The following is a 25142-nucleotide window of genomic DNA, read 5'->3' as shown; positions in this document are numbered from 1 at the left end:
GGTTTCGTCATGGCTCGAAAGCTAGGCCCGATTCCGTCCCGTTTCGTCGTACCGCGGTCGTCACTCTCGGGAGATGGGCGGTACCGCGGTACTGCTCTCCGGAGCGCCGTTCTAACGGTCGTCTCAGATTCGCTCGGTACGAATTCGGCCTCAGATGAGCGACGTAACGCGAACGCAGGAGGCTATTGATGGCAGTCAACGCAGTGCCGTCCAGGGAGGCGCCGCCCGGTCGGCTGGCAGGCCGGTGGGTGCCGTGGCTGGTGATCGGCTTGTGGGTGGCGCTGGCGGCGGTCATGGTGCCGTTGAGCGGAAAGTTGAGTTCGGTCACCACCGACAGGGCCGTGGACACCCTGCCGGCCAGTGCCGAGTCGACCAAGGTGGCGGTGCTGGAGGACAGTCTCCCGGGCGGTGAGGACAACACGTTCGTCTTCGTGTACCACCGCGCCGGCGGCATGACCGACGCCGACCGCGCGACGGTCGAGCGCCACTACAACACCCTTACCAAGCGGTACCCGCCGAAGGCTGTGGCCGGCGAGGACGACGAGGGCCCGTCGACGAGGCTCTCCACCGACGGCAAGGCGATGATGTTCACCCTCGACGTGAGCACGACCTACGGCGGACCGGAGGCCGTCGTCGGCCCGTTGCGTGACGCCGCGAAGGACCGCCCCGCGGGCCTGCAACTCGACGTGACCGGTCCGGCCGCGGTCGACGGCGACATGGACGCCGTCTTCGACGGCATCGACCTGCAGGTCTTCCTCACCACTGTCGTCGTCGTCACGGTCCTGCTCATCCTCACCTACCGCAGCCCGGTGCTGTGGCTCATCCCGCTCATGGCCGTCGGCGCGGCGGCACTGACCGCGATGGCAACCGTCTACCTGCTCGTCAAGGGCTTCGGCATCGTGGTCAACGACCAGAACTCGGCGCTGCTGACGATCCTGGTGTTCGGCGTCGGCACGGACTACGCGCTGTTGCTCATCGCTCGATATCGGGAAACACTGCACCACCACGAGAACGTCCGGGTCGCGATGGTGCACGCGCTACGCGGCGCGGCGCCGGCCATCGTCGCGTCCGCGGCCACCGTGGTCGCCGGCCTGCTCTGCCTGCTGGCCGCGGACCTGAACAGCACCAGCGGACTGGGCCCGATCGGTGCGGCCGGCATCCTGTGCGCGCTGGTGGCCATGCTGACGCTGTTCCCGGCGGTGCTCGTGGTGCTCGGCAGGCGGATCTTCTGGCCGGCCATCCCGCGGTTCGGTACGGCCGTGGAGAAGAAGCCGGGGCTGTGGGGACGGCTTGGCACCACCATCAGCCGCCGCCGGTGGGTGGCGACGCTCGGCTCGTTCGGAATCCTCGGCGTGCTCGCCGTCGGGCTGGCGGGCAACACCGGCGCCCTGCGGGTGCAGGACCAGTTCCTGTCCGCGCCGGAGTCGGTCACCGGCTTCACCGTTCTCCGCCGGCACTTCCCGGAGCTCGGCGGCCAGCCGATGACGGTCTTCACCCGGCCGGCGTACCAGGAACGGGTACTCGACATCGTCAAGGGCACTCACGGCGTGGCCGTGGCCGTCCCGGGCCGGACCAGCGGTGGCTGGGCCGACATCTCCGTGTTCCCGACGGACGCGCCGGACACCGTCGCGGAGTACGACACGATCAAGCGGGTACGCGCCGCCGTGCACGCGGTGAGCGGGGCGGAGGCGATCGTCGGCGGGCCGAGCGCGGAGAACCTCGACACCGAGGTGACCACCAGCAGCGACGAGAAGTTGGTGATCCCGCTGGTGCTCGCCGTCGTCCTGATCGTCCTCGGGTTGCTGCTGCGCGCGATCGTGGCCCCGCTGGTCCTGATGGCCACCGTGATCGTCTCATTCGCCGCGGCCTTCGGCGGCAGCGTGTTCATCTTCGACACGATCCTCGGGTTCAAGGGCATCGACTATTCGGTGCCGCTGCTGGCATTCCTGTTCCTGGTGGCGCTCGGCGTCGACTACAACATCTTCCTGGCCAGCCGGGCCCGGGAGGAGACCGTGCGTCTCGGCACCAGCGAGGGCATGCTCAAAGCCCTCTCGGCCACCGGTGGCGTCATCACCTCGGCAGGCTTGGTCCTGGCGGCCACGTTCGCGGTCCTCACCACGCTTCCGCTGGTGATGCTGATCGAGGTCGGGTTCCTGGTCGCCTTCGGCGTGCTGCTCGACGCCCTGTTGGTGCGGTCGGTCCTGGTGCCCGCCCTGACCCTGCTGATCGGCCGGCGGATCTGGTGGCCGGGTCGGCTGTCCCGGCCGACGGCGGAGCCGCCGAACGGGCCACGGTCGCTCGCCGGCGAAGAGGAGCTCGCGCTGCAACGGTGAGCGCGGCGGCGACCGTCCCGGATCTTTCACGGGCCGGACGGTCGCCGCCCTTGTTCCTGCGCCGTGCGGCCGAGGTGGGTCAGCGCACCGCGGTGTCTCCCTCGGCGGTGAGCCGCGCGATCGGGGCGGTCGGGGCCGCCGCCGGAAGGACGACCCGAAGCAGCGCGCCACCGCGTGCGGAGCGGGCGACGGTGACCCGGCCGCCGTGGGCGTGGACGACCCGCTGCACGATCGACAGCCCAAGACCGGATCCCGGCAACGCCCGGGCGCTGTCGGCACGGTAGAACCGGTCGAACACCCGCGGTACGTCGGCGGCGTCGATGCCCGGCCCGGCGTCGTCGACCTCGAGCACCGCCGACGCGCCCTCCGCACGGAGCCGGACCTGGACCGGCTGGTCCGCGGGGGACCATTTGCCGGCGTTGTCGATGAGGTTGAGGACCGCTCGCCGGAGCGCGGCGGGACGCCCGCTCACCCACACGGAGGTCACGTCGAACGCGACCTCGAGGTCGGGCACCCGGGAACGGGCCTGGGTCGCGGCGGCCACCACCACGTCGGCGAGGTCGAGCAGTTCGGTGCTCTCGTCGCTGACGTCACCGCGCGCCAGGTCGGTCAGCTCGGCGGCAAGGGTGCTCAACTCGGCCACCTGGGCGCCGAGATCGTTGAGCAGCCGGGTCCGGCTCTCCGCCGAGAGGGCGGTGTCGAGGGTGCCGCGCCGGTCGAGCCGGACCAGCAGCTCGATATTGAGGCGCAGGCTGGTGAGCGGGGTCTTGAGTTCGTGGGCGGCGTCCTCGGCGAGCAGCCGCTGGGCCCGCCGGGAGTCCCGGAGCGCGGCGAGCATGTCGTTGATCGCCCGGATCAGCCGCCGGATCTCCCCACCACCCTCATCCGGGATGTCGGCGTCGAGATCCTGGGTGTGCGCGACACGTACCGCGGCGGCGGTCAGCCGGTCGATCGGTGCCAGCCCGGTCCGCGCAACGGTCCGCCCGACAAGGGCGCCGCCGACCACGCAGAGCAGCCCGATCAGCAGCATGCCCAACCCGAACTGGTTGATCGGGCTGTCGTCGGCGACGCCGGCCACCTGGACCGCGCCGTCACCCGCCCGCAGCGTGTAGACGTGGTAGCCGTCGTCGTCGCCGTCCTTCGACTCCATCAGGTCGGCTGACGCGCCCTGCGCCACGCGCCCGGCGTGCTCGCTGACGGGGGGCAGCGCGGGTTGGCCGGCCGGCGTCCGGGTCGAGCCGTCGGGCAGGATGACCCGCACCAGCCGACCTGATCCGGGATACGGCGGTAGCTGAACCTGCGCCAGACCGGCGCGCTCCGCGTTCGTCGCCAGGACGCGGGAGTCGGCGCGTAGCTGATTCTCGGCGGTGTCCCGCAGCTGCCAGTCCAGTAGCTCGCTGGCCACCTGGAAGGCCACGAACACGCTGACCGCGATGGCCGTCGCCGCGATCACCGTCATCCTGGTCCGCAGGGACCGCCGGCGCCACCATCGGGTCAGCCGGCGCGGTTCCCGGCGGGCGTGCATGCTCACGGAGGCGTCTCCCGCAGCGTGTATCCCAGGCCGCGCAGCGTGTAGATCAATCGCGGCTCGCCCTCGGCCTCCATCTTGCGGCGCAGGTAGCTCACGTATACCTGGAGGTTGTTGGCGGTGGTGCTCATGTCGAAGCCCCATATCGCCTCGAACAGCGCGTCGCGGGTCAAGACCCGGGTCGCGTTGCGCACGAGAACCTGCAGGAGGGAGAACTCGGTCCGGGTCAGGCGCAGCGGCCGCCCGCCACGCCACGCCTCGAACCTGTCGGGATCGAGGCGGACATCGGCGTACGACAGGATCTGCGACTCCTCGTCGGCCGGCGTGCGCCGGCGCAGCAGGGCTCGCACCCGGGCCAGCAACTCCTCGGTGGCGAACGGCTTCGGCAGGTAGTCGTCGGCGCCCGCGTCCAGCCCCGTGACCCGGTCGGAGACCTGGTCACGGGCGGTCAGCATCAGGACCGGCAGATCCCGACCCGCGGCCCGCAACCGTCGGCAGGTCTCCAACCCGCCGAGGCGCGGCATCATCACGTCGAGGATCAGCAGATCCAGCGTGTCACCGTCGGCCCCACCGACCCCGTCGAGCACGGCGAGACCGTTGGAGACGGTGCTGGTGTCGTAACCCTCGACCTGGAGCACCCGCTCCAGCGACTCACGGATGGCCGCGTCATCATCCGCGATCAGGATCCGCACTCCGGCCCGCCCCCTTCCAGTCGATGCTTTTGCCGCTCATTCTCCCCGGTCAACCTGAAGCCAGGATTAGAACCGTCGCCTCTGTGGCGCCGGTGGGCCGTGCTCTTGGGTGTGACAAGGCGCGCCAGCCCGAGCAAAGTTCGGTCGCCGCGTTGACCGGATGACCATCGGCACGAGCATGGCCCACCCCTTCGCGCCGCCAAGTCACGCAGCGTGACAGCGGGGTTCGAGTAGCTCATGACCTTGCCGCTGGGGCGCGGAAATCGCCGCGCGCCGAGCTGGCCGGCACCGCGTTCTCGATCAGCGACAGTGATCAGCGAGCGGGCCCGGCGGCTCAGCTCGGGGCGATCCCAGACGTCTCCGAACAGCATTTCGTCGGTCAGTTCGGCGAGCTTGGGTGCGATGTCGCATCGTTTACTCCAGACGGACGACTTCAGCGTTCGATCAGCTTCATCTGGTCGTCGGTGTGGTGGCCGCCCTCCGCCGGAGGTAGCGCGGTCAGCGCGGCGACCTGCTCGGCCGTGAGCCTGACGGCGTCGGCGGCGGTGTTCTCCTCGACGCGGCTGACCCGTTTGGTGCCGGGGATCGGGACGATGTCGTCGCCTTGAGCGAGGACCCAGGCCAGGGCCACTTGGGCCGGGGTCGCGCCGATCTGGTCGGCGATCTGCTGCACCTGGTCGGCGATGCGCAGGTTGCGCTGGAAGTTCTCGCCGGTGAAACGCGGGTGGTTCTTGCGGAAGTCGCTGTCGTCGAGCTTCTCCAGGTCGGCTGGTGTGCGCAGGGCGCCGGTGAGGAAGCCGCGGCCGAGCGGAGAGTACGGGACCAGGCCGATGCCCAGTTCGCGCAGCACGGGCAGAAGCTCGTCCTGGTCACGGGTCCAGATCGAGTATTCCGACTGCAGCGCGGTGACCGGGTGCACGGCGTGGGCGCGCCGGATGGTGCCGGCCCAGGCTTCGGACAGTCCGACGTAGCGGATCTTGCCTTGCTGGACGAGGTCGGCGAGGGCGCCCATGGTGTCCTCGATCGGGGTGTCTGGGTCGACGCGGTGCTGGTAGTAGAGGTCGATGTGGTCGGTGCCGAGCCGCTTGAGCGACCCCTCCACCGCGGTACGGATGCTGTCCGGGCTGCTGTCGGGCCGGCCCGCGCCCCGGCCGGTGTGCGAGATCAGACCGAACTTGGTGGCCAGCACGACCTGGTCGCGGCGGCCAGGCAGGGCGCGGCCGACCAGTTCCTCGTTGACGTACGGGCCGTAGACCTCGGCGGTGTCGATGAGCGTGACGCCGAGGTCGACGGCCCGGTGGATGGTACGGATGGACTCGTTGTCGTCGCTGCCGCCGCCGTAGCCGTGCGACATACCCATCGCGCCGAGGCCGATCCGGCCGACGTCGAGCTTGCCGAGTTTCGCGGTACGCATGGTGTGCTCCAGGTTGATCAGGCTTCGGGGATCGGACGGCCGAAGGTTTCCAGGGTGATGTCGGCGGGCTCGGGGCCGCCGCGCTTGCCGGTGTCCAGGCCGTCGATCGCGGCGAGCTGCTCGGCGGTGAGCTCGAAGTCGAACACGTCGGAGTTCTCGACGATCCGCGCCGGCTTGGTCGACTTCGGGATGGCCGAGCGACCCTGCTGCACGTGCCAGCGCAGCATCACCTGGGCCGGGCTCTTGCCGTGCGCCTGCGCGATCTCGCCGAGGACCGGGTCTTCGAGGGTGCTGTGGTGGCCGCTGTCGCGGTAGAAGGTGATGCCGCCGATGGGCGCCCACGCCTGGGCGAGGATGCCGTGCTGCGCGCCGAAAGCCCGCACCTCGCGCTGCTGGAAGTACGGGTGGACCTCGATCTGATTGACCGCGGGAACGACGGTGGCGGTGTCGAGCAGCCGGGTGAGGTGGTCGACCATGAAATTGCTGACGCCGATGGCGCGAACCTTGCCGTCGGCCAGCAGCGTCTGCAGGGCCCGGTAGGCGTCCAGGGTCCTGTCGAACTCCGTGGGCAGCGCCTGGTGCAGGATCAGCAGGTCGATCTGGTCGACACCGAGCTTCCTGGCGCTCTTCTCGAAACCGTGCAGCGTCTGGTCGTACCCGTAATCGCTGATCCAGATCTTGGTCTCGACGAAGACCTCGTTGCGGTCGATGCCGGACTTCGCGATGGCCTCGCCGACCTCGCGCTCGTTGCCGTACGCGGCAGCGGTGTCGATGTGCCGGTAACCGGCCGACAACGCGGCCTCGACGGCGGAGCGGGTCTCGTCCGGCGGGGTCTGGAAGACGCCGAAGCCGATGGCGGGCATCTGAACGCCGTTGTTGAGCGTCAAGTGCGGGATGGTGGGCATGACGGTCCTCTCAGGGCCGAGGGAGCAGGCGGATCGTGACCGCCGCCGCTTGCTTCCCCACGACGGCACCCACGATGGCGGGTCCGTACAGGGTGGCGCGCATGGCGGTTATGCCTTTCCGTGGTGATGGCCGCGCAGCGCGAGGCCGGCCTACCCATGGAAACCCACACCGGACCGGGGAGGGAGTCACCGCTCAAAGGGGTACCGGCAGGGACCCCCTCAAGCCGTCCAGGCTGCCTAACCTGAGGGCATGGACAACCGTAGCGAAGTCCGCGCGTTCCTCGGCTCCCGCCGGGCAAAGATCAGCCCGGAACAGGCGGGCATCCCCGCCCACGGCAGCCGCCGCGTCGCCGGACTGCGCCGAGGAGAGGTCGCCGCCCTCGCCGGAGTCAGCGTCGAGTACTACACCCGCCTCGAACGTGGCAACCTCGCCGGTGCCTCCGACAGCGTCCTCGACGCGCTCGCCCGCGCCCTGCAACTCGACGACACCGAGACCGCGCACCTGCACCACCTCGCCCGCGCGGCCGGCAGCACCCCGGCCCGCGCCCGCACGCGGACAAGTGCCCCCGAGATCCGGCCCGCCATCCGCCAAGTCCTGGACTCCATGGTCGGCGTGCCTGCCTTCCTGCGCACGCACCGCTTCGACATCCTGGCCGCCAACCCGATGGGCCAGGCGCTGTACGCGCCCCTGTTCCATTCCGCTGCCCGGCCGGTGAACTCGATGCGGTTCGCGTTCCTCGACCCGCACGCCCAGGCGTTCTACCCGGACTGGCAGAAGATCGCCCGCGAATCAGTCGGCGCGCTGCGCCTGGCCGCCGCCGCGAATCCGTACGACCAGCAACTGATGAGTCTGATCGGCGAGCTGTCCATGCACAGCGAGCCCTTCCGCGGCTGGTGGGCCGCCCAGGACGTCTACGTGCACCGCCACGGCGTCAAGCGATTCCGCCACCCCGCCATCGGCCTGCTGGAACTCGCCCACGAAGCCCTCGAACTGCCCGGCGACGACACACCGCTGACCATCGTCACCTACACCGCCATCCCTGGCACCCCATCCGGCGACGGCCTTGAACTGCTCGCGAGCTGGGCCGCCACCGACGAAAGCCATCTACGCGCCACCCAGCAGGCGTGACAGACACCCGTCAACGGAAGAGCAAGCCGATACGGCGCAGTCAGGCCGCGACATCGGCGCGGCGACGTCCTCACTGCGGACGGCGAAACCCGCCTCGGGCCGCGCACCCGGGGCACCAAGCGGCATAGTCCCGCCCGGGGGCACTACGGCTGAACACCGCACCGTTCGTTCTGGCGTGCCTCACGGTCAGCATCGCCGCAACGCGGGCAGGCCTCGCCGGTCGCTCCGGGATTGGCGGTCAGCGGCGCTGGCGCTGGATGACGATGAGTTCGTTGAGCCGCTCGACCTGATCGCTGATGCCCGCCGCCGCCGTACGGACGGTCTCGGCCGCCTGCGCGGACGCCTGCACCGAGTCCGCGACAGAGCGCACCCCACCGGACATCTGCGCGGTGGTGACGGTCTGCTCCTCCACCGCGCCGGCGATCAGAATCTGCTGCTCGGCCACCCGGTCGATCAGCTCCACGATCCCGGCGATCGCGCCGTCGACCTGTGAGCTCTCGCCCTGGATGGCTTCCGCCATCGCGATGATCTGCTGAGTCGCCTCGGCGGTGCGCGCCGCGAGGTCCTTGACCTCGCCGGCGACGACGGCGAAGCCCTTGCCGCTCTCCCCGGCCCGGGCCGCCTCGATGGTCGCGTTGAGCGCCAGCAGCTTGGTCTGGTCGGCGATGGAGGTGATCAGCTTGGTGACCTCGCTGATCTGCCGGCTGGACTCCTGCAGCCGGACCATCGTCTGCGCCGCGTCCCGGGCCGAGGCCACGGCCGCGCCGGTGTCCGCGGACGCGGCGACGACCCGGTCGGAGATCTCACTGATGCTCGCGGTCATCTCGGCCGAGCCCCGCGAGATCAGCTGGGCCTGGTCGGCGGCGTCGCTGGCGGTGCTCGCCAGCTCGTCGCCGAGGCCGTTGAGCGAGTGCACCGCCGAGTCGAGGTCCGCGGCCAGCTCACCCGCGACCTCCGTGGAGGCCACCCGGGCGGTCACATCCGCCCAGGTCGCGACGAACCCGCCGCCGGGGATGCGGTTGATGACGGTCTCGGCGTAGACCTCGTTGCCTCCCTCTCCGCCTTCGACCTTGCGGGCCAGGGTGTACGGGTACTCCGTGACGGTGGCAGCGATCTCCTTGAACGTGTCCCGCAGCGCCTGCAGCGCGGCCGGTCCCCGCTCGGCGACGACCCGAGCGACCATGGCAGTGCCGGCCTCGTTACGCCAGACGACATCGCCCTGGTCGTCCACCACGATGATCACGACCGGGAGAGCCGCCATCACGACCCGCAGCGCCTCGGCGGTGTCCACCAACGGGTGCACCGACTCGGCCTTGCCGAAAAATCCCAACCGTGCCACAGCGGCTCCCGTCTCGTATCAATCGAGTAAGTCGATCGACAGGGCCGGGTCACTGCTGAGGAATCCCGCCTGCTGAGTTCTCGTTCGCACCGGGCAGGTAGAGGTCGGTTACCGAGATTCGTCGGCGCGGACGCTACCGCCGGACGCCCGGCGGGCGGCGCGGCGGGTGGGCCGGGGTGTGCGCGGCCGGCTCGGCCACGCACAGTCGGTTTCGGCCCTGCTCCTTGGCGCGGTAAAGCGCTGCGTCCGCGGCCGCGATGAGGCCGTCCGCCGGCGCGCTGCCGGCCGGTACGTGTGTCGCGACGCCGACGCTGAGCGTGACTACCTTGGCCTCGGTGTGCTCGTGCGGCAGCGCGAGCGCCTCTACTGCGGCCCGGGCCCGTTCGGCGACGGCGGCGGCTCGGGTCTGGTCCGCGCCGGTGAAGACGATCGCGAACTCCTCGCCGCCGTAACGGCAGACGATGTCGGTGCCCTGACGGACGATTTCGGCGAGCTCCGCGGCGACCCGGCGCAGGCACTCGTCGCCGGCCTGGTGGCCGTAGGCGTCGTTGTACCCCTTGAAGTGGTCGATATCGATCATGGCAAGCGCGACCGTCGTGCCGGCCTGGCGTGCCCGCGTCCAGGTGGCCTCGAGGGCGTCGTCGAAGCGGCGTCGGTTGGCCAGCCCGGTCAGCGGGTCGGTCAGGCTCAGCGCCGCGAGCTGCTCGTTGGCGTCCTGCAGGGCGCTGGTGCGCTCGGCGACCCTGGCCTCCAGCCGCCGGTACAACAGGGCGTTGTCGAGGGAGACGGCGAGTTGCGCGGCGAGCAGCGTGACGGCATCGAGCCGGTCGGTGGTGAAGGCGTCGACGCTGAGCCGGTTCTCCAACACCAGCCCCGCCCGCAGCGCGCCCTGCTGCAGGACGGGTACGACGAGCAGCGAACGGCCCGGCACGTCCGCCAGGTACGGGTCATTGGCGAATCGGTCGTCGGCGGCGGTGTCGGCGACGAGGAGCGGCTCGTGGGTGCGCTCGACGTAGTGCAGCGCCCGCAGCGGCACCAGTCGTTCGGTTCCCGGCGTCGAGACGGGCACCGGGGGGTCCCCGGGCCGGTCCGGGTCGGGCAGCACCCAGCCGCCCGCGTCGGTGTCGAACAGGGCGAGCCGGATATCGGTGGCCCCGGCGAGGGCGCCCACCTGCTCCACGACGCTGGCCTGCAGCCGGTCGAGGTCGGTCTCCGAGCTCAGCGCCTGCGACGCACGCAGGACGGCCAGCAGATCGATGTCGTCGGCGCGGACGCTGCGGCCGGACGCCGGGCGGGCCGGCGCGGACGACGCGGCGGGTAGGCCGGGGTGGGCACGCTCGAGCTGGCGGACCTTGCCCGCTGCGCCCCAGCTCCGGTAGTGCTCGCGGGCCTCAGCCAGCAGGCCGCGGCCGGCGCGCGGCAGCCCGTGCTCCAGGTGGAACAGGCCGGCCCGCTCGGCGATCAACGCCCGGTGCCACGGCCGTTGACGCGGCTCGACGTCGCGCAGGGCAGCGTCGAACGCGGTTGCCGCGGCGCGGAAGTCGTCGACCGCCCAGGCCCGTTCGGCCGCTACCAGCCGCTCCAGGTGGCGGAAGTTCTCGGGCGCGTCCACGGCGCGTTCGGCCAGGAAGTCCCGGCAGTCGTCCAGGGCCGCCAGCAGGGCGGGTCGCTGCTCGGGTTCGGCGTCACGCAACCGCCGGGCCAGCGCCAGCGCCTGCAGCAGTTGCGTCAGGGCGTACGGGTAGCAGGCTTGCAGCATCGGGGCCAGTCGCACTGCCTGTTCGGTGTGGCGAACCAGGACCTCGACGTCGTCGAAGATGACGGCGGACAGCGCCCGGTAGGTGAAGTAGTGCAGCGCAACCCGCTTGTTGACCTCGAGGTGCCGGTGTTCGTCGAACGTGTCGTCGCTGAATCCGCCGGGCGTGCCGGTCTCGCCGCGCAGGGCGCGCACGAACTGCCGGTAGAGGATCTGGATGGCGGCGGCGTTGTCGTTGCCGGTGCGGGCGGCGAAGGTGAGGGCGGCGTTCGCCTCGGCGTCGAGGTGGTCGAGGGTCGGCCCGGTGTCGACCAGTGCGAACAGCGACGGCCAGTAGGCGAGGCACACCGAGTGCAGGTCGCCGCCGCGCAGCAGGCCCTCACGGGCCGAGCGGGCCTGCTGCACCTCGTCCTCGAGCGGCTGGAACCAGTGCAGGGCGCCGGCGGCGTGCACGTACCTGGCGTGGGCGGTCTCGGTCTCGTAGCCGCGCGCGGTGCCCACGGCGAGGGCGTGCTGGACGAGGCGTTCGGCGACGCCGTGCTTCCCGCCGGTCATGATGGTGGCGAAGCCGGCGCTGGCGACGGTGGGTACGAGTGCGGCGCAGGCGCCGTGCCGGGTCCACAGTCGGTGTGCCTCGGTGACCGCCCAGGGCAGGGCGGTCGGGTCGGCGAGGAAGCCGAAGAACGCCGCGGGGGTGAGTCGTTGCAGCACGCGCGCCGCGGCGAGCGCTCGGGGGTCGGTCGGCTCCGGGCGGGCCAGGTCGTCGGTCACCGAGGCGGTCTCGATCCACCGGTACATCGCGTCCATGCGGTGCCGCACCTCGGCCGCGGCGTCCTGGCCCGGATGGGGGTAGCCGAGCCGGTCGAGCAGGGCGAAGCCGAGGGCGATCGCGTCGGCGTGCCGGTACCGGTTACTCAGGCTGGAGATCTGGTTGCAGGCCGCCTCCACCAGCGCGAGTGGCTCGGGCGCGGTGCCCTCCAGCGAGTGATACACCTCGTCGGCGTCGCCCAGCCGGCCGAGGCTGTAGAGGGCGGCGTGCCGCTGCGTCTCCCACCCGATCGGCACGGGGTCGTCGTCGGCGGCGCCGAGGGTCGCCCAGAGCGCGAGTGCCGCGGTGAGATAGCGCTCGGCGGTGGCGTGGTTGCTGATCATCCGCGCGGCCGCGGCGGCCGCGCCGAACAGCTCCGCCGCGGTACGCCGTTCCGCCGGTTCGACGTCGCGCAACAGTGGCCCGGCGGCGAGGTACTGTTCGGCGGCCACGGCGCGGAAGGCGTCCTCCCTGGCCAGGCGGCGGGCGATCGCGAGGTGGGTGGCGGGCAGGTCGGCCGGGTCGAGGTCGAGGCGGGCCGCCTCGTGTACCCGGTCGTGACGGAAGCGCAGCGCGGACGTGCCGCCACCGCCGTCGTCCATGACCAGCAGCGCGTCCTCCAAGGCGGCGGCCAGGTGCTCGCGGGCGGTCTGCTCGCGGTACCCGCCGGCGCGGGCGAGCAGGTCGAGCCGCACCTCACCGCCGAGGCAGGCCATTACCCGCAACAGCTCGCGGTCGTCCTCGGCCAACCGGCCGATACGCTCGGTGAGCAGGTCGACGACGTCGCCCGATCCGACATGGCGACGGATCGCCGAGGAGTCCCAGCGCCACCCCGCCGCACCCAGTTCCAGGGTGCCGTCCGCGCGCAGCGCGTTGATCAGCTCCACCGTGTCGTAGGGGTTGCCGCCGGTCCGCTCGCTCAGCACGCCGGCGAGTTCGGTCGCGGGGGCGGCGGGCAGTCGCAGCATCTGTCCGACGAGGGCACCCAGGTCGGCCGGGCCGAGGTTGTCCAGGCGCAGCCGCCCGGGCGCGGTGCCCAGCCGCTGCCACCGGTCGAACAGCGCGGTGAGCGGGTGCGCCGCGTCGACCTCCCGCTCGCGGTACACCCCGACCAGTAGCAGCCCGGGGAGTTGACCGTTGGTCTGGATGGCATCGACGATGCCGAGCGCCGACGGGCTGGCCCACTGCAGGTCATCGAGGACGATCACCAGCGGCCGCTGCGGCGACGCGGTCACGCGCAGCAGGGCGAGCGCCGCCTGCCCGAGCCGCGCCTGCTGCTCCACCGGGTCGTCCGCCCCGACCACCTCGTGGTGACCCAGCAGCGAGGCGAACTCCGGCGCGGCCACGGCGATGAGGCCGGCGTTGGGTCCGAGCGCCGCGAGGATCCGCTCGCGCTGCTTCGCCAGTTCCTCCTCCGGTTCGGCCAGCAGCAGCCGGCCGATGCCCAGCAGCGCCTGCGTGACGACCCCCGACGCGGTGTCGTGGCGGTACGGGTCGGCCTTGCCGGTGGCGAACCAGCCCCCGTACGCGGTGACCATGGGCCGGAGCTGGGAGATCAGGGCCGACTTACCCACTCCGGGCGCGCCGGTGATCAGCAGGCCGGCCGCACGGCCGTGGACCGCCCGGTCGAACGCCGACCGCAGCGCGGCGGTCTCGGCGTCACGCCCCACCACCGTCGACGGCGGCGACAGCCGGCTCGGGAAGTCTTGTTCCCCCAGCCGCAGGGACGCCTGCGGCGCGGCGATCAGCCGGGTCAGATCGTGCACCAGCCCTTCGGCGCTCTGGTACCGCCGTGCCGGTTCCTTCTCCAGCAGCCGGGCCACGATGTCGGACAAGCCCCGGGACACGCCTGGCACGACCTCCGCCAGCGGCCGCGGCGGGCAGGCGAGGATGTCGCGAACCAGCTGCAGCGGGTCGCCGTCGCCGAACGGGGGCTGCCCGACGGCCAACTCGTACATGGTCGCCCCGAGCCCGTACAGGTCGGCGCGGGAGTCGACGGGCAGCCCGGTCCGCCCGGTCTGCTCCGGCGCCAGGTACGGCAGCCGGCCGACGATCTCGCGGTGGTGGGTGAAGGCAGGACGAACCTCGGCGAACGTGGTCGCCAGGTCGAAGTCGATCAAGACCGGCCGGCCTTCGTCGTCCAGCACAACGTTGCCGGGGTTGATGTCGCGGTGCACCACCGCGGCCCGGTGCACCGAGACGAGGATGCGCGCGAGCGCCAGCGCGAACGTCGGCAGGTCGGCGTTACCCATCCGCTCGGTCGGCGGCAACTCCGCCAGCGTCCGGCCAGGTACGTCGACGAGGGTCAACACGTGTCCGTCGGCGGACGCATCGTCGCCCGCGAGCTGGCGCACGCCATCAACGCCGGCCAGCCGAGACAGGATCGTCCGCTCGTGGCCCGCCCGCGCCGCCGCGTTCGCCCCGAGCGACTCCTTACGGACGACCGTACCGCCGTCCGGCGTCGGCGTTCTGGTGACCCGGGTTCGGTCGCTGTCGTACAGCACGCCGGCCGGGTACCGGCCCGCCCGGGGCGAACCCCCGAGGGGCGCTACCACTGACATGATGCTTCGCTCCCGTTTACCGACGCTCTCCGACACGTCCCGCCCCGCCGATGCCACTATCGGAATACACGGTCCTCCCGGTTCCGGTCGGTCGCGACCGGCCCAAACTGAGGGTTCCCCGGTCATCCGGGCCGATCTTCGGCCGACGGATTCCCCACCCGCCACCCTTGACGCCTTCCGCACGACGGGCGGCCGGCTGCTCGCCAAGCGCGGCGCGCAGTTCCAGGGAGTGACGATGTCCGCCTGCGCGCGAGTGGTCACCAGCGCGGCCTCCTCCCAGCCCCTCTGTCCAGCCGCCTCGCGGCAGCATGAGTCACTTCAGCGCCAGGAGTCACCGGTGGAGCGTTCGTCGCAGCGTGATACGCACAGTGGCTGATAAGCGATGGCAGATTTCGATGTGCAAGGGGCCTCAGCTCGACCGAGTGCCGCATAGGAGACTTCGAATGGTGGAGCTGCAGGCAGCGGCTGCCGTGTTCGACGAGCGGCGGCTGACCACGTGGAGAGCGGCGATCGAGGCGGCTACGGCGCGGGCGTTGCCTGACATGTTCGGTGTCACGGTGGTCGCCGAAAATCTCGACGATCTCCTGGACAAGTTACTGAACGCGGTGGCGTCGTTCGCCGACGACGGGGGCATCGCCGACCTTTGACGCGATTGGTGAGAGCATCGGTTCTCCGCCGAGGGCATCCTTCGCCGCCCCAACGAAGCCGAGAGAGCCGCCCACGAACACGCCCCCGGTCGTAGCATCTCCGGCCGGTAGGGTCGCGGGGTGACGACGAGCGCGGGTCCCGAGGCTGACCGTCCGCCGGGGCAGCGGCGGTGGACCTGGGAGCATCCGATCGGCCCGCGCTGGCTGCTCCTTGGCGACGTCGGCTTCGAGGGCTCCTACGAGGACGACATCCCGCTGGCGCTGTGCGCGGAGATCCAAGGACTGTTCGTCGACCTGCCGCCTCGGCTGCGGGAGCGGTTCACGCTTGTCGGCTGCACCCCGGACAGTGCGCTTGCCGACCTGCTCGATCGGCTGCCCGCCGAGGCACTCGGCACCGAACGGGCCTGGCTGGGTGACATCTCGATAATGGCGCCTCCGCCACACTCGCCGCCGTCCTGGTGGGGCGAGGACCTCGGCGACGTCGTCGTGCTCGCTCAACGGCCGAACACCACGATGCCGGAAGCCGTGGACATCGATCTCGACGGTTTCGTCCACGTCTACGACCGCACGGACGCGGTGGTACGTCCCGGCGACGTCAACGAGTTCGTCCTTCTGGGCCGAAACGAGGTGCGATACGGCACGTGCCGGAACGTCACCGGCGTGTTCCGTGAGCAGGCCGCACCGCCGGTGCCGCAGGTTCGGCTGCTCGGTTGCCGACCGGAAGCGCCATTGCTGACCGCGCTCGGCGCGGTCGGGCAGTCGACCAAGGCCGCCCAGCGTCGCCGCCGGATCCGCGCCGAGGTGTACGTGGTGGCCGCGGATGGTTCGGTCAGCCAGGTGATCGACGCCGTGGTGTCCGGAACGGTCGATGCGGGCGAGCCGTCGCGGCTCGGTGCCGGACTCCTCGACGTGACCATCGACAGCGACCCGCGGGAACCGCTGCCGCTGGGGATCGTCGGCATCCTGGAGCATTGGTACACCGGACGGCCCGGCGAGAAGAACTTGTGGGCCGGCTACGACCGAGAGCTGCGCCACCACTGGGCCGGAGTGGCGCTCGCCCATCGGTCCGATGCGCCCGACCGGCCGGCCGGCACCACGTACGACCTCGACGGCCTGTCCGTAACCGACATCGAAGGGTTCTACTGCGCGATCGGCGAAGCGATCAACGGCCCGGGAGGATACTTCGGCTGGAACCTCGACGCGCTCGACGACTGTCTCGCCGGGAGGTTCGGCGCGGTGGCACCGTTTCGGCTGGTGTGGCACGACTCGGCCGTCGCCCGCGAGCACCTCGTCGCCGGCTACGACCCGCGTCGGCTGGGTCCGGCGATCACCTTGGATTACCTGCTGGACATGCTCGAGGCGCACCATGTGAAGATCGACTTGCGCTGAGTCGTGAGCCGACTGCGACTACGTCAGCCGGTCGAACCCGACGAAGGACCGGAATCAGGCGGTGGAGCCGCCAGTCCACCGATCCTCCATGATCGGGGGCCCGCTCATAGCCGCTGACAGAGCTCGCGAGTCCGACGCTGGCGAAGATCCGATTCATGGCTTCAGCGCCCGTGAGCGGCACGTGCCGCCGCACGCCGCGCGGGCGGCACGCCGAGCGCTGCGGTCCGGCGCCGGTCACTCGCCTGTGTGTGCCGGCGGGCTGACCGGTTCGGCGTGGTCGTACGGCGGGTTCAGCGGCGCGTCGCCCGGCATGTCGGCGAAGTGCTCGTTGAGGTGGGCGTACGGGTTCCACTGTGGGTCGCGGGCGGCGCGAGCCAGGCGGCGCTCCTGCCGCCGCAGCGCCACGGCGAGTCGCAGGGCCGGCCACAGCCGCAGCCGGTGCGATGAGTCGAGGGCCGCCAGCACCTCGGCCAGAGCTTCCCGCTCCCGGTCGGGAACGCAGGTCAGCACGATGAGCAGGGGAAGGACGGCCGACACGATCTCGCTGATGAGGAACAGGAACACCAGCAGAGCGACGATCCCGGCCAGCACGGTGATGGTCATCGACGTTCTCCTGTCCGAAACGGGGATGAGGTTCCGCCCGGCTCGCGCCGGGCGGCTCGGAGAGGGCGACCCACTCAGGGGGCGCTGACCGCCGCGGCGACCACCAGAACGAGTGCGAGCACGACGGCCGCGGTGACCACAGCCGTCGCGGCGACCGCGTGGACCAGGGCCCAGAACGGCGGGAAGGCCCGGCGCAGATCACCCATCATCCGCAGGGCACTCAGCAGAGCCAGGGCGGCTAGCAGCAGATACACGGCGGTCGGAACGTCGCGCATCGCGTCGAGGGGGTTGTTCGCCGACGAGGTGGGAACGGAAGAGAACATGATCGACCTCCGAGTCAGGTCGCACGGCACCACCGAGGGCCAGACCTCATCGTCGGGAGAGTTCCGTCATCTCTTCGTGACCCTATCTATGAATATCCATGGCTATGCAGCATCTGGCAAGGACGATCCAAGGACATGAAAAAGTTCCCCACGCTTGAGGAGAGTCGCGCCCACTCGGCCTGCATCTGGTCTACATTTGTGTTTCGCGTGTTCTATGCACGCACCCGCATAGAGTCGTATAGTGCCGAGGTGACAAATCTACCTTTAACGGTCGTTCAGGACTCGGACGCGGCACCCCAGCTGAAGATCATCAAGCAGCTATGCACCGGGGGCAGCTGTCCAACGGTCTATCTGACCGACCGCGACACATATGTCGTTCAGGGATACACCGTTCCCGCCGAGACCGCCGGGCTCGACGTTCCCGCCGGTGAGCAGCTGGTGGAAATTCCCGCCGCGTTGCTCGCCGAGGCGCTCAAGGCGGTGGGCTGACCACGACGCACATCGAGGGGAGGCGAGTCTCGTGACCGACGGCGACTCGCCCGACCTGCCCGTCGGCAATGAACTGGCGCGCTGGCGCAAGCGGAAGAAGATCTCCGGTCAGCTGCTCGGCGACCGGGTGGGCATGAGTCAGGCGAAGATCAGCCGGCTTGAGAACGGCGTCTCCAACCCCGACCCGCAAGACGTCCGCAGCATCGCCGAGGCACTCGAGCTGCCGCCCCAGGAGGTCGAGCGTCTGGTCGCCTTGGCGGACCGGCCGTATGACCGGTTCGTCGACTGGCATTCCACTGAGCCAGGTCTGCCCGAGCGTCAGCAGTTCCTGCGACAGCTCGAGGGCTCGACTCGCGAGATCCGCACGTTTCAGCCCGCGGTCGTGGTCGGATTGCTGCAGACCAGTGAATATGCACGCGCGCTGCTGACCGGCTATCGAACCGAACTGGACGACGACAACACCGCCGCCTCGCCGCTCGCCGTCTCCGAGGCCGTAGCGGCCCGTATCCAGCGCAGTCAGGTGCTCTACGAACCACGCAGGAAGTTCTCTTTTCTGATGATCGAGGCGGCGCTGGCCAATCGGGTGTGCGGCCCGGCCGACATGCTCGCCCAGATCGGGCGGCTACGCGAGGTCTCCGCACTGCCCAATGTCGACGTCCGGATAATTCCGCAGGACGCTGATCTGCCCCTTCCACCCGCACACGGCTTCGAAATCATGGGCGACAAGGTGGTCTTCGTCGATCTCTTCAACACCAGCCTGTTGTCACGGGACCGCCGCACCGTCCGGCACTATCAGAAGGTCTTCGACACGCTCGCCTCGGTCGCGACCTCGCAGATCGGTGGGCTGCTTGACAAGTATCAGGCGCGATACGTGCGGATGCTTCCGGGCTCGGCGGCCTGACTAGTTGTTACCGACCGGTCTCCGTCCGTACCTTGGTTTCATGACGACCCACAAGGATCCCGTCACCACCACCGGGGCAGCCGCGGTCACCAGCCGCCCGCCTCTCGAATTTCTCGCCGGCCAGTGCACGGGCGGTACCTGCCCGGCCGTCTACCGGAGAGACGCGCACAGCGTCGTGGTCCAGGGCTATGCGCTCACCGGCAACGCCGCCGGCGTCGATCTGCCGGACGGCGAACACCTCGTTGAGATTCCCGTCGACGTGTTGCTCGCCGCCGCTGACAAGATCCGCAATCAGGGCTGACTACAGGCCACCGCGACGGTTCAGTCGAGGCCCGTGCGGCCCTCGGCCCAGTACGCCTTGCCCTTGATCTGGCGGGGTTTTCGCTCCCAGCCCCGGCTGTCTCGCCGGACGGCGTGTACCGTCGCCGCGTCGCCGGTGACGAGTAGGGTGTACGGCGCCCGCATGGCGCCGTGGCGGGCCTGGCGGAGCAGCTCGTCGCGGTCGGTGGACTTCGTGGCCACGGCGACTCGTTCGGTGATCCTCAACTGGGCCAGCACATCGGTGAGCCCGGCAGGGTCGCGGGCCTCGAAGACATACGCCACGTCACTGGCGACTGTACGCAGCGCGCAGGCGAGCGCCACGCTGGACTCGTCGCCGATGAAGAGCACCGGACCGGTGGCCTCGCGCAGGTCGATCGAGCGGCGTGGCCCGAACACCTCACATGTCCGGCCTGGCGTCACCCGCTCGAACCAGTGCGCCGCCGGGCCGGTTCCGTGCGTGTACGCGATCAGCTCGGTCACGCCCCGTGCGGCATCCCAGCTCGTCGGTGTGTAGGTGCGCAGGCTCATCGAGCCGCGCCGCGGCCGGAACTGAAGTTTCGCTCCCGGAACCCACGTCGCCTTCCGGAACTCCTGGGCGGTCAGCTCCACCCGGACGAACTCGGGCGAGAGGCGGCTGCACCCGGTGACGTAGGCGTTGTCCAGCATTGCGCCGCTGGCAAGGTCGGCCAGGCGTTCGGCGATTCCGGTCATCGTTGCGCACTCCAGGTTCTGTTTCGAGCGCCCGCACAGGCGAGGCGGACCGGCGGCGGATAGTCCTTCAGGGACAGATCCTGGACCATGGTTCCGAAGTCGGTGAAGTCGCCGGGGCCGGGCTGAGCGTCGTCGCTCCGGTTCTGATCGTTGAGGTTTCGCGCGGCCGCCTGGTTGCGCAGCACATACTCACGGAGTTCGTCCTCGTAGCGGGTGATGCCTGCCGCCAGGTCCGTACCCGAGGCTGCGATCTCGCCGGCCAGGACGTAGGCGCCGACCATCGCCATCGACGCACCTTGACCGGTGGTGAGCGACACCGCGTAGCCGGCATCGCCGACCAGTGCGACCCGTCCCCTCGTCCAGTGCTCCATGATCACCTGGATGCGGGCGTCGAAGTGGAACCCCGAAGCGTTGTCCCTCATATGGTCGAGGAGCTGCGGGACCACCCAGCCCAGCCCGGCGGACCGCTCGGCCAGCAGCTTCTTCTGGGCGTTCTCGTCGCGGTGGTCGTACTCGATCGGTTCCTCGCTCTCGAAGCCCAGGTACGCGCGGGCCGTGCCGCTGCCGCCCAGGCCGGATCCGCCATCACCTTCGACCCGGCGACCTGTCCGATCGCCTGGTCGCGGCCCACCGGCGTCTCCGGCGGGTCGCTGCTGCGTGAGCTGATCACGTATCTCTACCGGAGCGACCCGCGGGATCCGGACCGGTTTCACGCCGAGGCCCTCATGTTCAGCCAGCTCACCCCGCTGCGCCCGTACGACATTCACGTCACGATGCCGACCGACCCACGCATCCGGGTCATCGCCGAACGGCTCATCACCGACCCCGCGGACTCCCGCGAGCTCAGCGCGTGGGCCGACTACACACACGCCGGTCTGCGAACCCTGACTCGGCTCTTCCAGAACGAGACCGGTCTCAGCTTCGCCCGCTGGCGCACCCAGGTGCGAGTGCGCGCCGCCATCTCGATGCTGGCCGCGGGAGCGACCGTCGACTCGGTGGCCCGACGCGTCGGGTACCGGAAGACGGGCGCCTTCATCGCGGCTTTCCGCCGCGTCACCGGCCAGACCCCGGGCACCTACCTACGGGCCTGACGCGCCAGAACTCAGCGATTCTTCCGGACCGCTTGCCACACCGCGCCGAGCAACGCGAGTATCCGGTAGAGCGCGTATGCCGCCCACGCGGTGGCCAGAAGCACGCTGAGGAGGATCACCGCGCCGCCCAGGTAGCGGGTGCTCTCCAGCATCCAGCCGCCGGCCAGAAACACGGAGCCAACGACGACGGCCCAGGCCAGGACGCGGCCGGTCTTGGTCAGCGACATCCACAGGTGGGCGCTTCCGGCGCCGCCCGGCTCCGTCGCGTCGCCGGCCTGGGACTGCACGGCGAGGCTGTCGACGTCCCGCGCGGCGGCCCGGTCGGCCTCATGTGGTGACTCGCGCAGCACCGCCGACAGGGCGCGCAGGTGGTCGTGGTCGCGAAGCCGTCCGGTCCGCGGATCGCCGAGCAGCGCCACGGCCTGCGGGAAGCCGAGCAGCCACGCCTTGCCGTAGCCCCGTTTCGCCCCCGGCGGGTGCACGACGGCTTTGCCGTCGTGCATGTCGTCGCGGTTGGCGCGGTTGCCGATCGCCCACACCTCTGTGCCGGAGATCGCCAACTCGGCGACGACAAGGTCGGTGGCGCGGCTGAACAGCGTGACGAACCGGGCGTACGCGGAGACGACCGCCAGCAGGCCCAGCACCGCGACCGCGGCGCCGAGCAGCTCGTGCGACCGGGCCGCGAAGCCGGTGAGCAACAGTGCGGGGACGACGGCGAAGAGGTACCAGCCGACGAACAAAGGAAAGCGCCGCCGGTTCAGCCAGCGCTGCGTCCGCATGCCCGCCGCGCCGGGCGGGAACGCGGGGAGAGTTCTCCAGCCGTTCGGCCGTTCCCTGGCAACGTCGTTCAGCCGTTCCCGGGCATCCTCGCTCAGCAGCACCAGGCTGAGGCGGTAGACCCGGACCTCCAGGCGGTCACCGGCCAGGCTCGCGAGGTCGCGGACGAACTGCTTCTCCTCGATCTTCGGTTCTTCCAGGTCGAACAGCCGCACCGCCGGCCGTCCCTCCACGGTGGCCCGCAGGTCGCGCGGAGCGTCCAGGCTGACGCCCGGTTCGGGCACGAGGTAGAGCGCGGGAACCACCCGGCGGCCCCGCCCCTGGGTCACCCGGTTCTCGATCACCACCGCCGAGATCTCGGCCCATGGCAGGTCACGCCGGTACCGGCCGATCCGTACCGTCCAGCCGTCCCGGTCGACGCCGACCTGAAACCGCTCCGAGGCGTACCAGAGAAGGCCGGCCGCCATGAGCAGGAAGGCCAGCGAGACCGCCCCGATGTAGAGCCGCCCGGACACCGAGGCGATGGCGGTGAACTGCAAACTCATCAGATAAACGGCGGATCCAGCCATCAACGCCGCGAAAACCATCAAGAGCACCCGCGAGCTGAGCGGACGGCGCAGATTCACCCATTCATCATGATCCAACCGTGCAACGGCGCGTCGGTTGACAGCACGGCCACCGGCAGATCCGATGACTTTGTGAAAGCCATCGTCTACACCCGCTACGGAGGGCCGGACGTCCTGCATCTGGCGGATCTGCCGGAGCCGGCCGCGGGCGACCGGCAGGTTCTGATCAGGGTGCGGGCGGCCGAGGCGACCAAGTCCGACTGCGAGCTCAGGAGCTTCCGGTACGCCGTGAGGTGGTTCTGGCTGCCGCTGCGGATCGCGGTCGGCATCCGGCGGCCGAGGCGCCGCGTCCTGGGCGGCTACTTCGCCGGTGAGGTCGTGTCGGTGGGCGCTCGGGTCACCTCCTTCGCCCCGGGCGATCAGGTGTACGGGTCCGCCGGCCTGAGGCTGGGCGCCTACGGCGAGTATCTCGTCGTCGGCGAGGACGCCACCATCGCGCCGAAGCCACGGAACATGACATTCGCCGAGGCCGCCGCCGTCCCGCTCGGCGGGCTCAACGCCCTGCACTTCATGCGGCGCGCGAGCATCAAGCCCGGGGACCAGGTGCTGATCAACGGGGCCGGCGGCAGCATCGGCGCTCATGCCGTCCAGATCGCCCACTCGATGGGCGCGCGGGTCACCGCGGTCGACCAAGCGATCAAGGAGGAACTCGTCCGGCGCCTCGGGGCAGACGACTTCATCGACTACACCACGGAGGATGTCGCGACCACCGGCCGCACGTTCGACGTCATCCTCGACATGGTCCCCGGTAGCCCGTACCGCCGTCTCATCGGGATGCTGCACCCGGGCGGGCGCTATCTCAACGGGAACCCGCGTCTGTCGGTGCTGATCCGCTCGGCGCTGACCACCCGGCTCACCGACAAGACCGTCACCGTGGCCTTCGCCGCCGAGACGAAACAGGAACTGGCGGCGATCACCGAGATGATCGAAGCCCAGGAGATCCGATCGATCGTCGACCGGACCTACCCGATGTCACAGGCGGTCGCCGCCCACCGCCGGGTCGAGACCGAGCAGCGGCTGGGCGCGGTCGTGATCATCATCGGCGAGCCGGACGAGCCGGCCGGACGCTGACGGGTACGGGCGAAAGGGCCATCCGAGTACCTTCCGCCGCGCGCACAGGGCGAGGGGGCGGCGGATCCCCGCCACGTCGGTGGTCCGCCGCGCGAACCCGCGGCCGGGCAGGTCCGCGGCCTTAGGCTCTGCGGCTGTGAAGCGAGCGATCGTAGTGTTGGCGGGGCTGGCGATGCTGGCCCTGGGCGGATGCCGCAACGATGAGCCGGCCGCGGCCGGAGGACCCGAGGCAGCCGGTGCGGCCGAGGCGGCCGGTGGGACCGAGGCGACGCCGGAGGCGGCACCGAGCCCGGAGCTGACGGGTTCGGCCGAGTTGCGGTGCCTGATCGAGGGCAGCCCGTGGCACGTGTCCAAGCCGGACCTGGAGACCCAGATGCAGGGCCTGCTGCGCGGGATCGACGTGACCGGCGTGCACATGACCGGCGATCAGACCCTGACGGTGACGCCGGCGCTCAAGGCGACCTTCACCGACGGCATCACCACGACGGTCACGGCGGACCTGAGCGGCGGGTTGACCATGAGGGTCACTCAGAAGCACACCGGGGCCGCGTCCGGCGGGTGGCAGGTCGACGGGAACGCGCTCACCCCGCAGGGTGCGTGGACCGGCGGCATCAAGATTGACAACAAGGTCACGATCAACGGGCGTTCGGCGAACGCGCCGATCGCGATGCCGGCGGACTCGCTGGGTGACGTCCCGATGACGTACACCTGCGTGGACGGCGTCCTCAATCTGCGGGCGCAGGGATCACCCTTCATCTACATGTTCCGCTGACCAGGCCATGCCGAGCTCGAAGCGGGTGCCGACGTCGTAGTGGGCCATCGCCTCGGCGATCCTGCGCTCGACGGTGCGCTGCGAGGTGCACTGCGCGGTGGCGATCGCCCGGTCGGACATGCCGAGCGCGAGCAGTCGCAGCACGTCGTGGAACTCCGGCTTCGGCGTCCGGTACTGCGCGGCGGCCTGCCAGACCGTCTCGCAGTACGCGGCGGTGAGCGCCCGGATCGCCGGATCGTGGACGATCATGATGCTCGGCGGCGGGTGCTCGCCCCAGGTCAGCGGCAGCGCGCACAGCACCTCGGGGTCGGAGTAGAGCCAGCTCTCCACCCGGCGGGCCAGCCGGACGCGCAGGCCCGTCCGGATCAGCACGTCGATCACGGCCCGGTCGTCGTCGGTGACCACGGCCGCGGCGGGCAGCACGGCGCGGGCGTGCCGCATGCCCTCGGGGTACGGGCCGACGACGTCGGCGAGGCTGGGTGCGATGACGTCGCGCAGGATGTCGAGCGACGGGTAGAGGTTGATCGGGGCGCGCGGCGGGGTCAGCGCGGCGTGCCGGGCCCAGGCACGCCACTGCTCCTCGTGGCCGTGCACGAGCTCGACGCCGACGGTGGTGCGCGGGTGGTTCTGCCACTCCCGGGTCAGGTCGGGCAGCACCGCGATCAGGCCGGCGGTCGCGTGCGCCTGCCGGGCGAGCACCGCGGCTGGCTCGTCGTAGCTGAGCCGGTCGCCCGTCTGCGTGACGAACCCGGCCCGGATCAGCTCGTCGAGCGGGCCGTCGTCGAGGCCGAGGGCGGGCAGGTCGGCGCGGCGGGCGGGGCGGGCCTGGAGGAGGGACACCAGCAGGCGCAGGGCCGGTTCGGTCACAGCGTCGGTACTTTAGCCGTTCCCACCCCGGCGCGCGAGAGTCGCCGCACGCGGCCCACGCACCCGGATCACGCCTCCCGCGCACGAGC

General features: G+C 70.6%; 22 protein-coding genes. 10 read left to right on the top strand and 12 right to left on the bottom strand.

From position 1 onward, the window contains the following. Positions 1–188: 188 nt before the first annotated feature. Positions 189–2333: an MMPL family transporter gene (locus BJ971_RS18260; protein ID WP_184994458.1), complete on the top strand. Its 2145-nt coding sequence runs from the start codon at positions 189–191 to the stop codon at positions 2331–2333. A gap of 79 nt (positions 2334–2412) precedes the next feature. On the opposite strand, the gene BJ971_RS18255 is transcribed toward BJ971_RS18260, so the two are convergent. The 4 genes from BJ971_RS18255 to BJ971_RS18240 all read right to left on the bottom strand — a co-directional run bounded on the left by BJ971_RS18255 (position 2413) and on the right by BJ971_RS18240 (position 6854). Then, the gene (locus tag BJ971_RS18255; RefSeq protein WP_203709581.1) at positions 2413–3858 is read right to left on the bottom strand and encodes a HAMP domain-containing sensor histidine kinase; all 1446 of its coding nucleotides are present in this window, start codon (positions 3856–3858) and stop codon (positions 2413–2415) included. A gap of 2 nt (positions 3859–3860) precedes the next feature. After that, entirely contained in the window at positions 3861–4553 is a 693-nt protein-coding gene (locus tag BJ971_RS18250; RefSeq protein ID WP_184994456.1) for a response regulator transcription factor, read from the bottom strand. Between the two features lie 433 nt (positions 4554–4986). Next, a complete protein-coding gene (locus BJ971_RS18245) occupies positions 4987–5967 on the bottom strand; it encodes an aldo/keto reductase (protein ID WP_184994455.1) in 981 nt (326 codons plus the stop codon). 17 nt (positions 5968–5984) lie between these two features. Beyond that, on the bottom strand, positions 5985–6854 hold the full coding sequence (locus BJ971_RS18240) for an aldo/keto reductase (RefSeq protein WP_239087740.1): 870 nt from the start codon (positions 6852–6854) through the stop codon (positions 5985–5987). Positions 6855–7122: 268 nt separating this feature from the next. Between BJ971_RS18240 and BJ971_RS18235 the strand changes: the two genes are divergently transcribed. After that, positions 7123–8001 (top strand): helix-turn-helix transcriptional regulator, encoded by an 879-nt coding sequence (locus tag BJ971_RS18235; RefSeq protein WP_184994453.1) that lies wholly within the window; start codon positions 7123–7125, stop codon positions 7999–8001. Positions 8002–8239: 238 nt separating this feature from the next. On the opposite strand, the gene BJ971_RS18230 is transcribed toward BJ971_RS18235, so the two are convergent. Then, positions 8240–9340, bottom strand: a complete 1101-nt coding sequence (locus BJ971_RS18230; protein WP_203709576.1) for a methyl-accepting chemotaxis protein — start codon at positions 9338–9340, stop codon at positions 8240–8242. Between the two features lie 133 nt (positions 9341–9473). Then, the gene (locus tag BJ971_RS18225; RefSeq protein WP_184994452.1) at positions 9474–14465 is read right to left on the bottom strand and encodes a diguanylate cyclase domain-containing protein; all 4992 of its coding nucleotides are present in this window, start codon (positions 14463–14465) and stop codon (positions 9474–9476) included. A 443-nt stretch (positions 14466–14908) separates the two neighbouring features. Here BJ971_RS18225 and BJ971_RS18220 point away from each other — a divergent pair, with 443 nt between their 5' ends. Both BJ971_RS18220 and BJ971_RS18215 read left to right on the top strand, forming a co-directional pair. Beyond that, positions 14909–15112 carry a hypothetical protein gene (locus BJ971_RS18220; RefSeq protein WP_184994451.1) on the top strand — a complete coding sequence of 68 codons (204 nt, stop codon included), beginning with the start codon at positions 14909–14911 and terminating at the stop codon, positions 15110–15112. A 120-nt stretch (positions 15113–15232) separates the two neighbouring features. Next, complete coding sequence (locus BJ971_RS18215) at positions 15233–16501, top strand: barstar family protein (RefSeq protein ID WP_239087741.1); 1269 nt, start codon at positions 15233–15235, stop codon at positions 16499–16501. Positions 16502–16735: 234 nt separating this feature from the next. Here the strand turns inward: BJ971_RS18215 and BJ971_RS18210 are convergent, their stop codons facing one another. Next, positions 16736–17104, bottom strand: a complete 369-nt coding sequence (locus BJ971_RS18210) for a hypothetical protein (RefSeq protein ID WP_184994450.1) — start codon at positions 17102–17104, stop codon at positions 16736–16738. 74 nt (positions 17105–17178) lie between these two features. Next, a complete protein-coding gene (locus tag BJ971_RS18205; RefSeq protein WP_184994449.1) occupies positions 17179–17427 on the bottom strand; it encodes a hypothetical protein in 249 nt (82 codons plus the stop codon). 135 nt (positions 17428–17562) lie between these two features. Here BJ971_RS18205 and BJ971_RS41395 point away from each other — a divergent pair, with 135 nt between their 5' ends. The 3 genes from BJ971_RS41395 to BJ971_RS18190 are packed head-to-tail and all read left to right on the top strand — an operon-like array spanning position 17563 to position 19118. Beyond that, positions 17563–17916: a hypothetical protein gene (locus BJ971_RS41395; protein ID WP_239087742.1), complete on the top strand. Its 354-nt coding sequence runs from the start codon at positions 17563–17565 to the stop codon at positions 17914–17916. 31 nt (positions 17917–17947) lie between these two features. Continuing rightward, positions 17948–18817 carry a helix-turn-helix domain-containing protein gene (locus tag BJ971_RS18195; protein WP_184994448.1) on the top strand — a complete coding sequence of 290 codons (870 nt, stop codon included), beginning with the start codon at positions 17948–17950 and terminating at the stop codon, positions 18815–18817. Between the two features lie 40 nt (positions 18818–18857). Further along, positions 18858–19118, top strand: a complete 261-nt coding sequence (locus tag BJ971_RS18190) for a hypothetical protein (protein WP_203709577.1) — start codon at positions 18858–18860, stop codon at positions 19116–19118. A 20-nt stretch (positions 19119–19138) separates the two neighbouring features. Here BJ971_RS18190 and BJ971_RS18185 read toward each other — a convergent pair whose 3' ends face one another. Continuing rightward, positions 19139–19849: a siderophore-interacting protein gene (locus tag BJ971_RS18185; protein ID WP_184994447.1), complete on the bottom strand. Its 711-nt coding sequence runs from the start codon at positions 19847–19849 to the stop codon at positions 19139–19141. Then, positions 19846–20295, bottom strand: coding sequence for an FAD-dependent monooxygenase (locus BJ971_RS18180; protein ID WP_311772769.1), 450 nt, complete (start codon positions 20293–20295; stop codon positions 19846–19848). Before BJ971_RS18180 ends, BJ971_RS18185 begins: the two co-directional genes overlap by 4 nt. Here BJ971_RS18180 and BJ971_RS41390 point away from each other — a divergent pair. Next, a complete protein-coding gene (locus BJ971_RS41390; protein ID WP_260415066.1) occupies positions 20272–20940 on the top strand; it encodes a helix-turn-helix domain-containing protein in 669 nt (222 codons plus the stop codon). The genes BJ971_RS18180 and BJ971_RS41390 overlap by 24 nt on opposite strands. Before the next feature lie 11 nt (positions 20941–20951). Here BJ971_RS41390 and BJ971_RS18170 read toward each other — a convergent pair whose 3' ends face one another. Continuing rightward, positions 20952–22262, bottom strand: coding sequence for a hypothetical protein (locus BJ971_RS18170; RefSeq protein ID WP_239087744.1), 1311 nt, complete (start codon positions 22260–22262; stop codon positions 20952–20954). Between the two features lie 153 nt (positions 22263–22415). Between BJ971_RS18170 and BJ971_RS18165 the strand changes: the two genes are divergently transcribed. Both BJ971_RS18165 and BJ971_RS18160 read left to right on the top strand, forming a co-directional pair. Next, positions 22416–23414 (top strand): NAD(P)-dependent alcohol dehydrogenase, encoded by a 999-nt coding sequence (locus BJ971_RS18165; protein WP_184994446.1) that lies wholly within the window; start codon positions 22416–22418, stop codon positions 23412–23414. A 136-nt stretch (positions 23415–23550) separates the two neighbouring features. Next, the gene (locus BJ971_RS18160; RefSeq protein ID WP_184994445.1) at positions 23551–24186 is read left to right on the top strand and encodes a hypothetical protein; all 636 of its coding nucleotides are present in this window, start codon (positions 23551–23553) and stop codon (positions 24184–24186) included. Here the strand turns inward: BJ971_RS18160 and BJ971_RS18155 are convergent. Continuing rightward, positions 24160–25053, bottom strand: a complete 894-nt coding sequence (locus tag BJ971_RS18155; protein ID WP_184994444.1) for a helix-turn-helix transcriptional regulator — start codon at positions 25051–25053, stop codon at positions 24160–24162. The genes BJ971_RS18160 and BJ971_RS18155 overlap by 27 nt on opposite strands. Between the last annotated feature and the right edge of the window lie 89 nt (positions 25054–25142).

The sequence above is a fragment of the Amorphoplanes digitatis genome, from assembly GCF_014205335.1.
Taxonomy (GTDB): Bacteria; Actinomycetota; Actinomycetes; order Mycobacteriales; family Micromonosporaceae; genus Actinoplanes; species Actinoplanes digitatus.
Note: the sequence above shows the minus strand (reverse complement) of the source record. Positions and strands in the feature narration are given on the sequence as shown.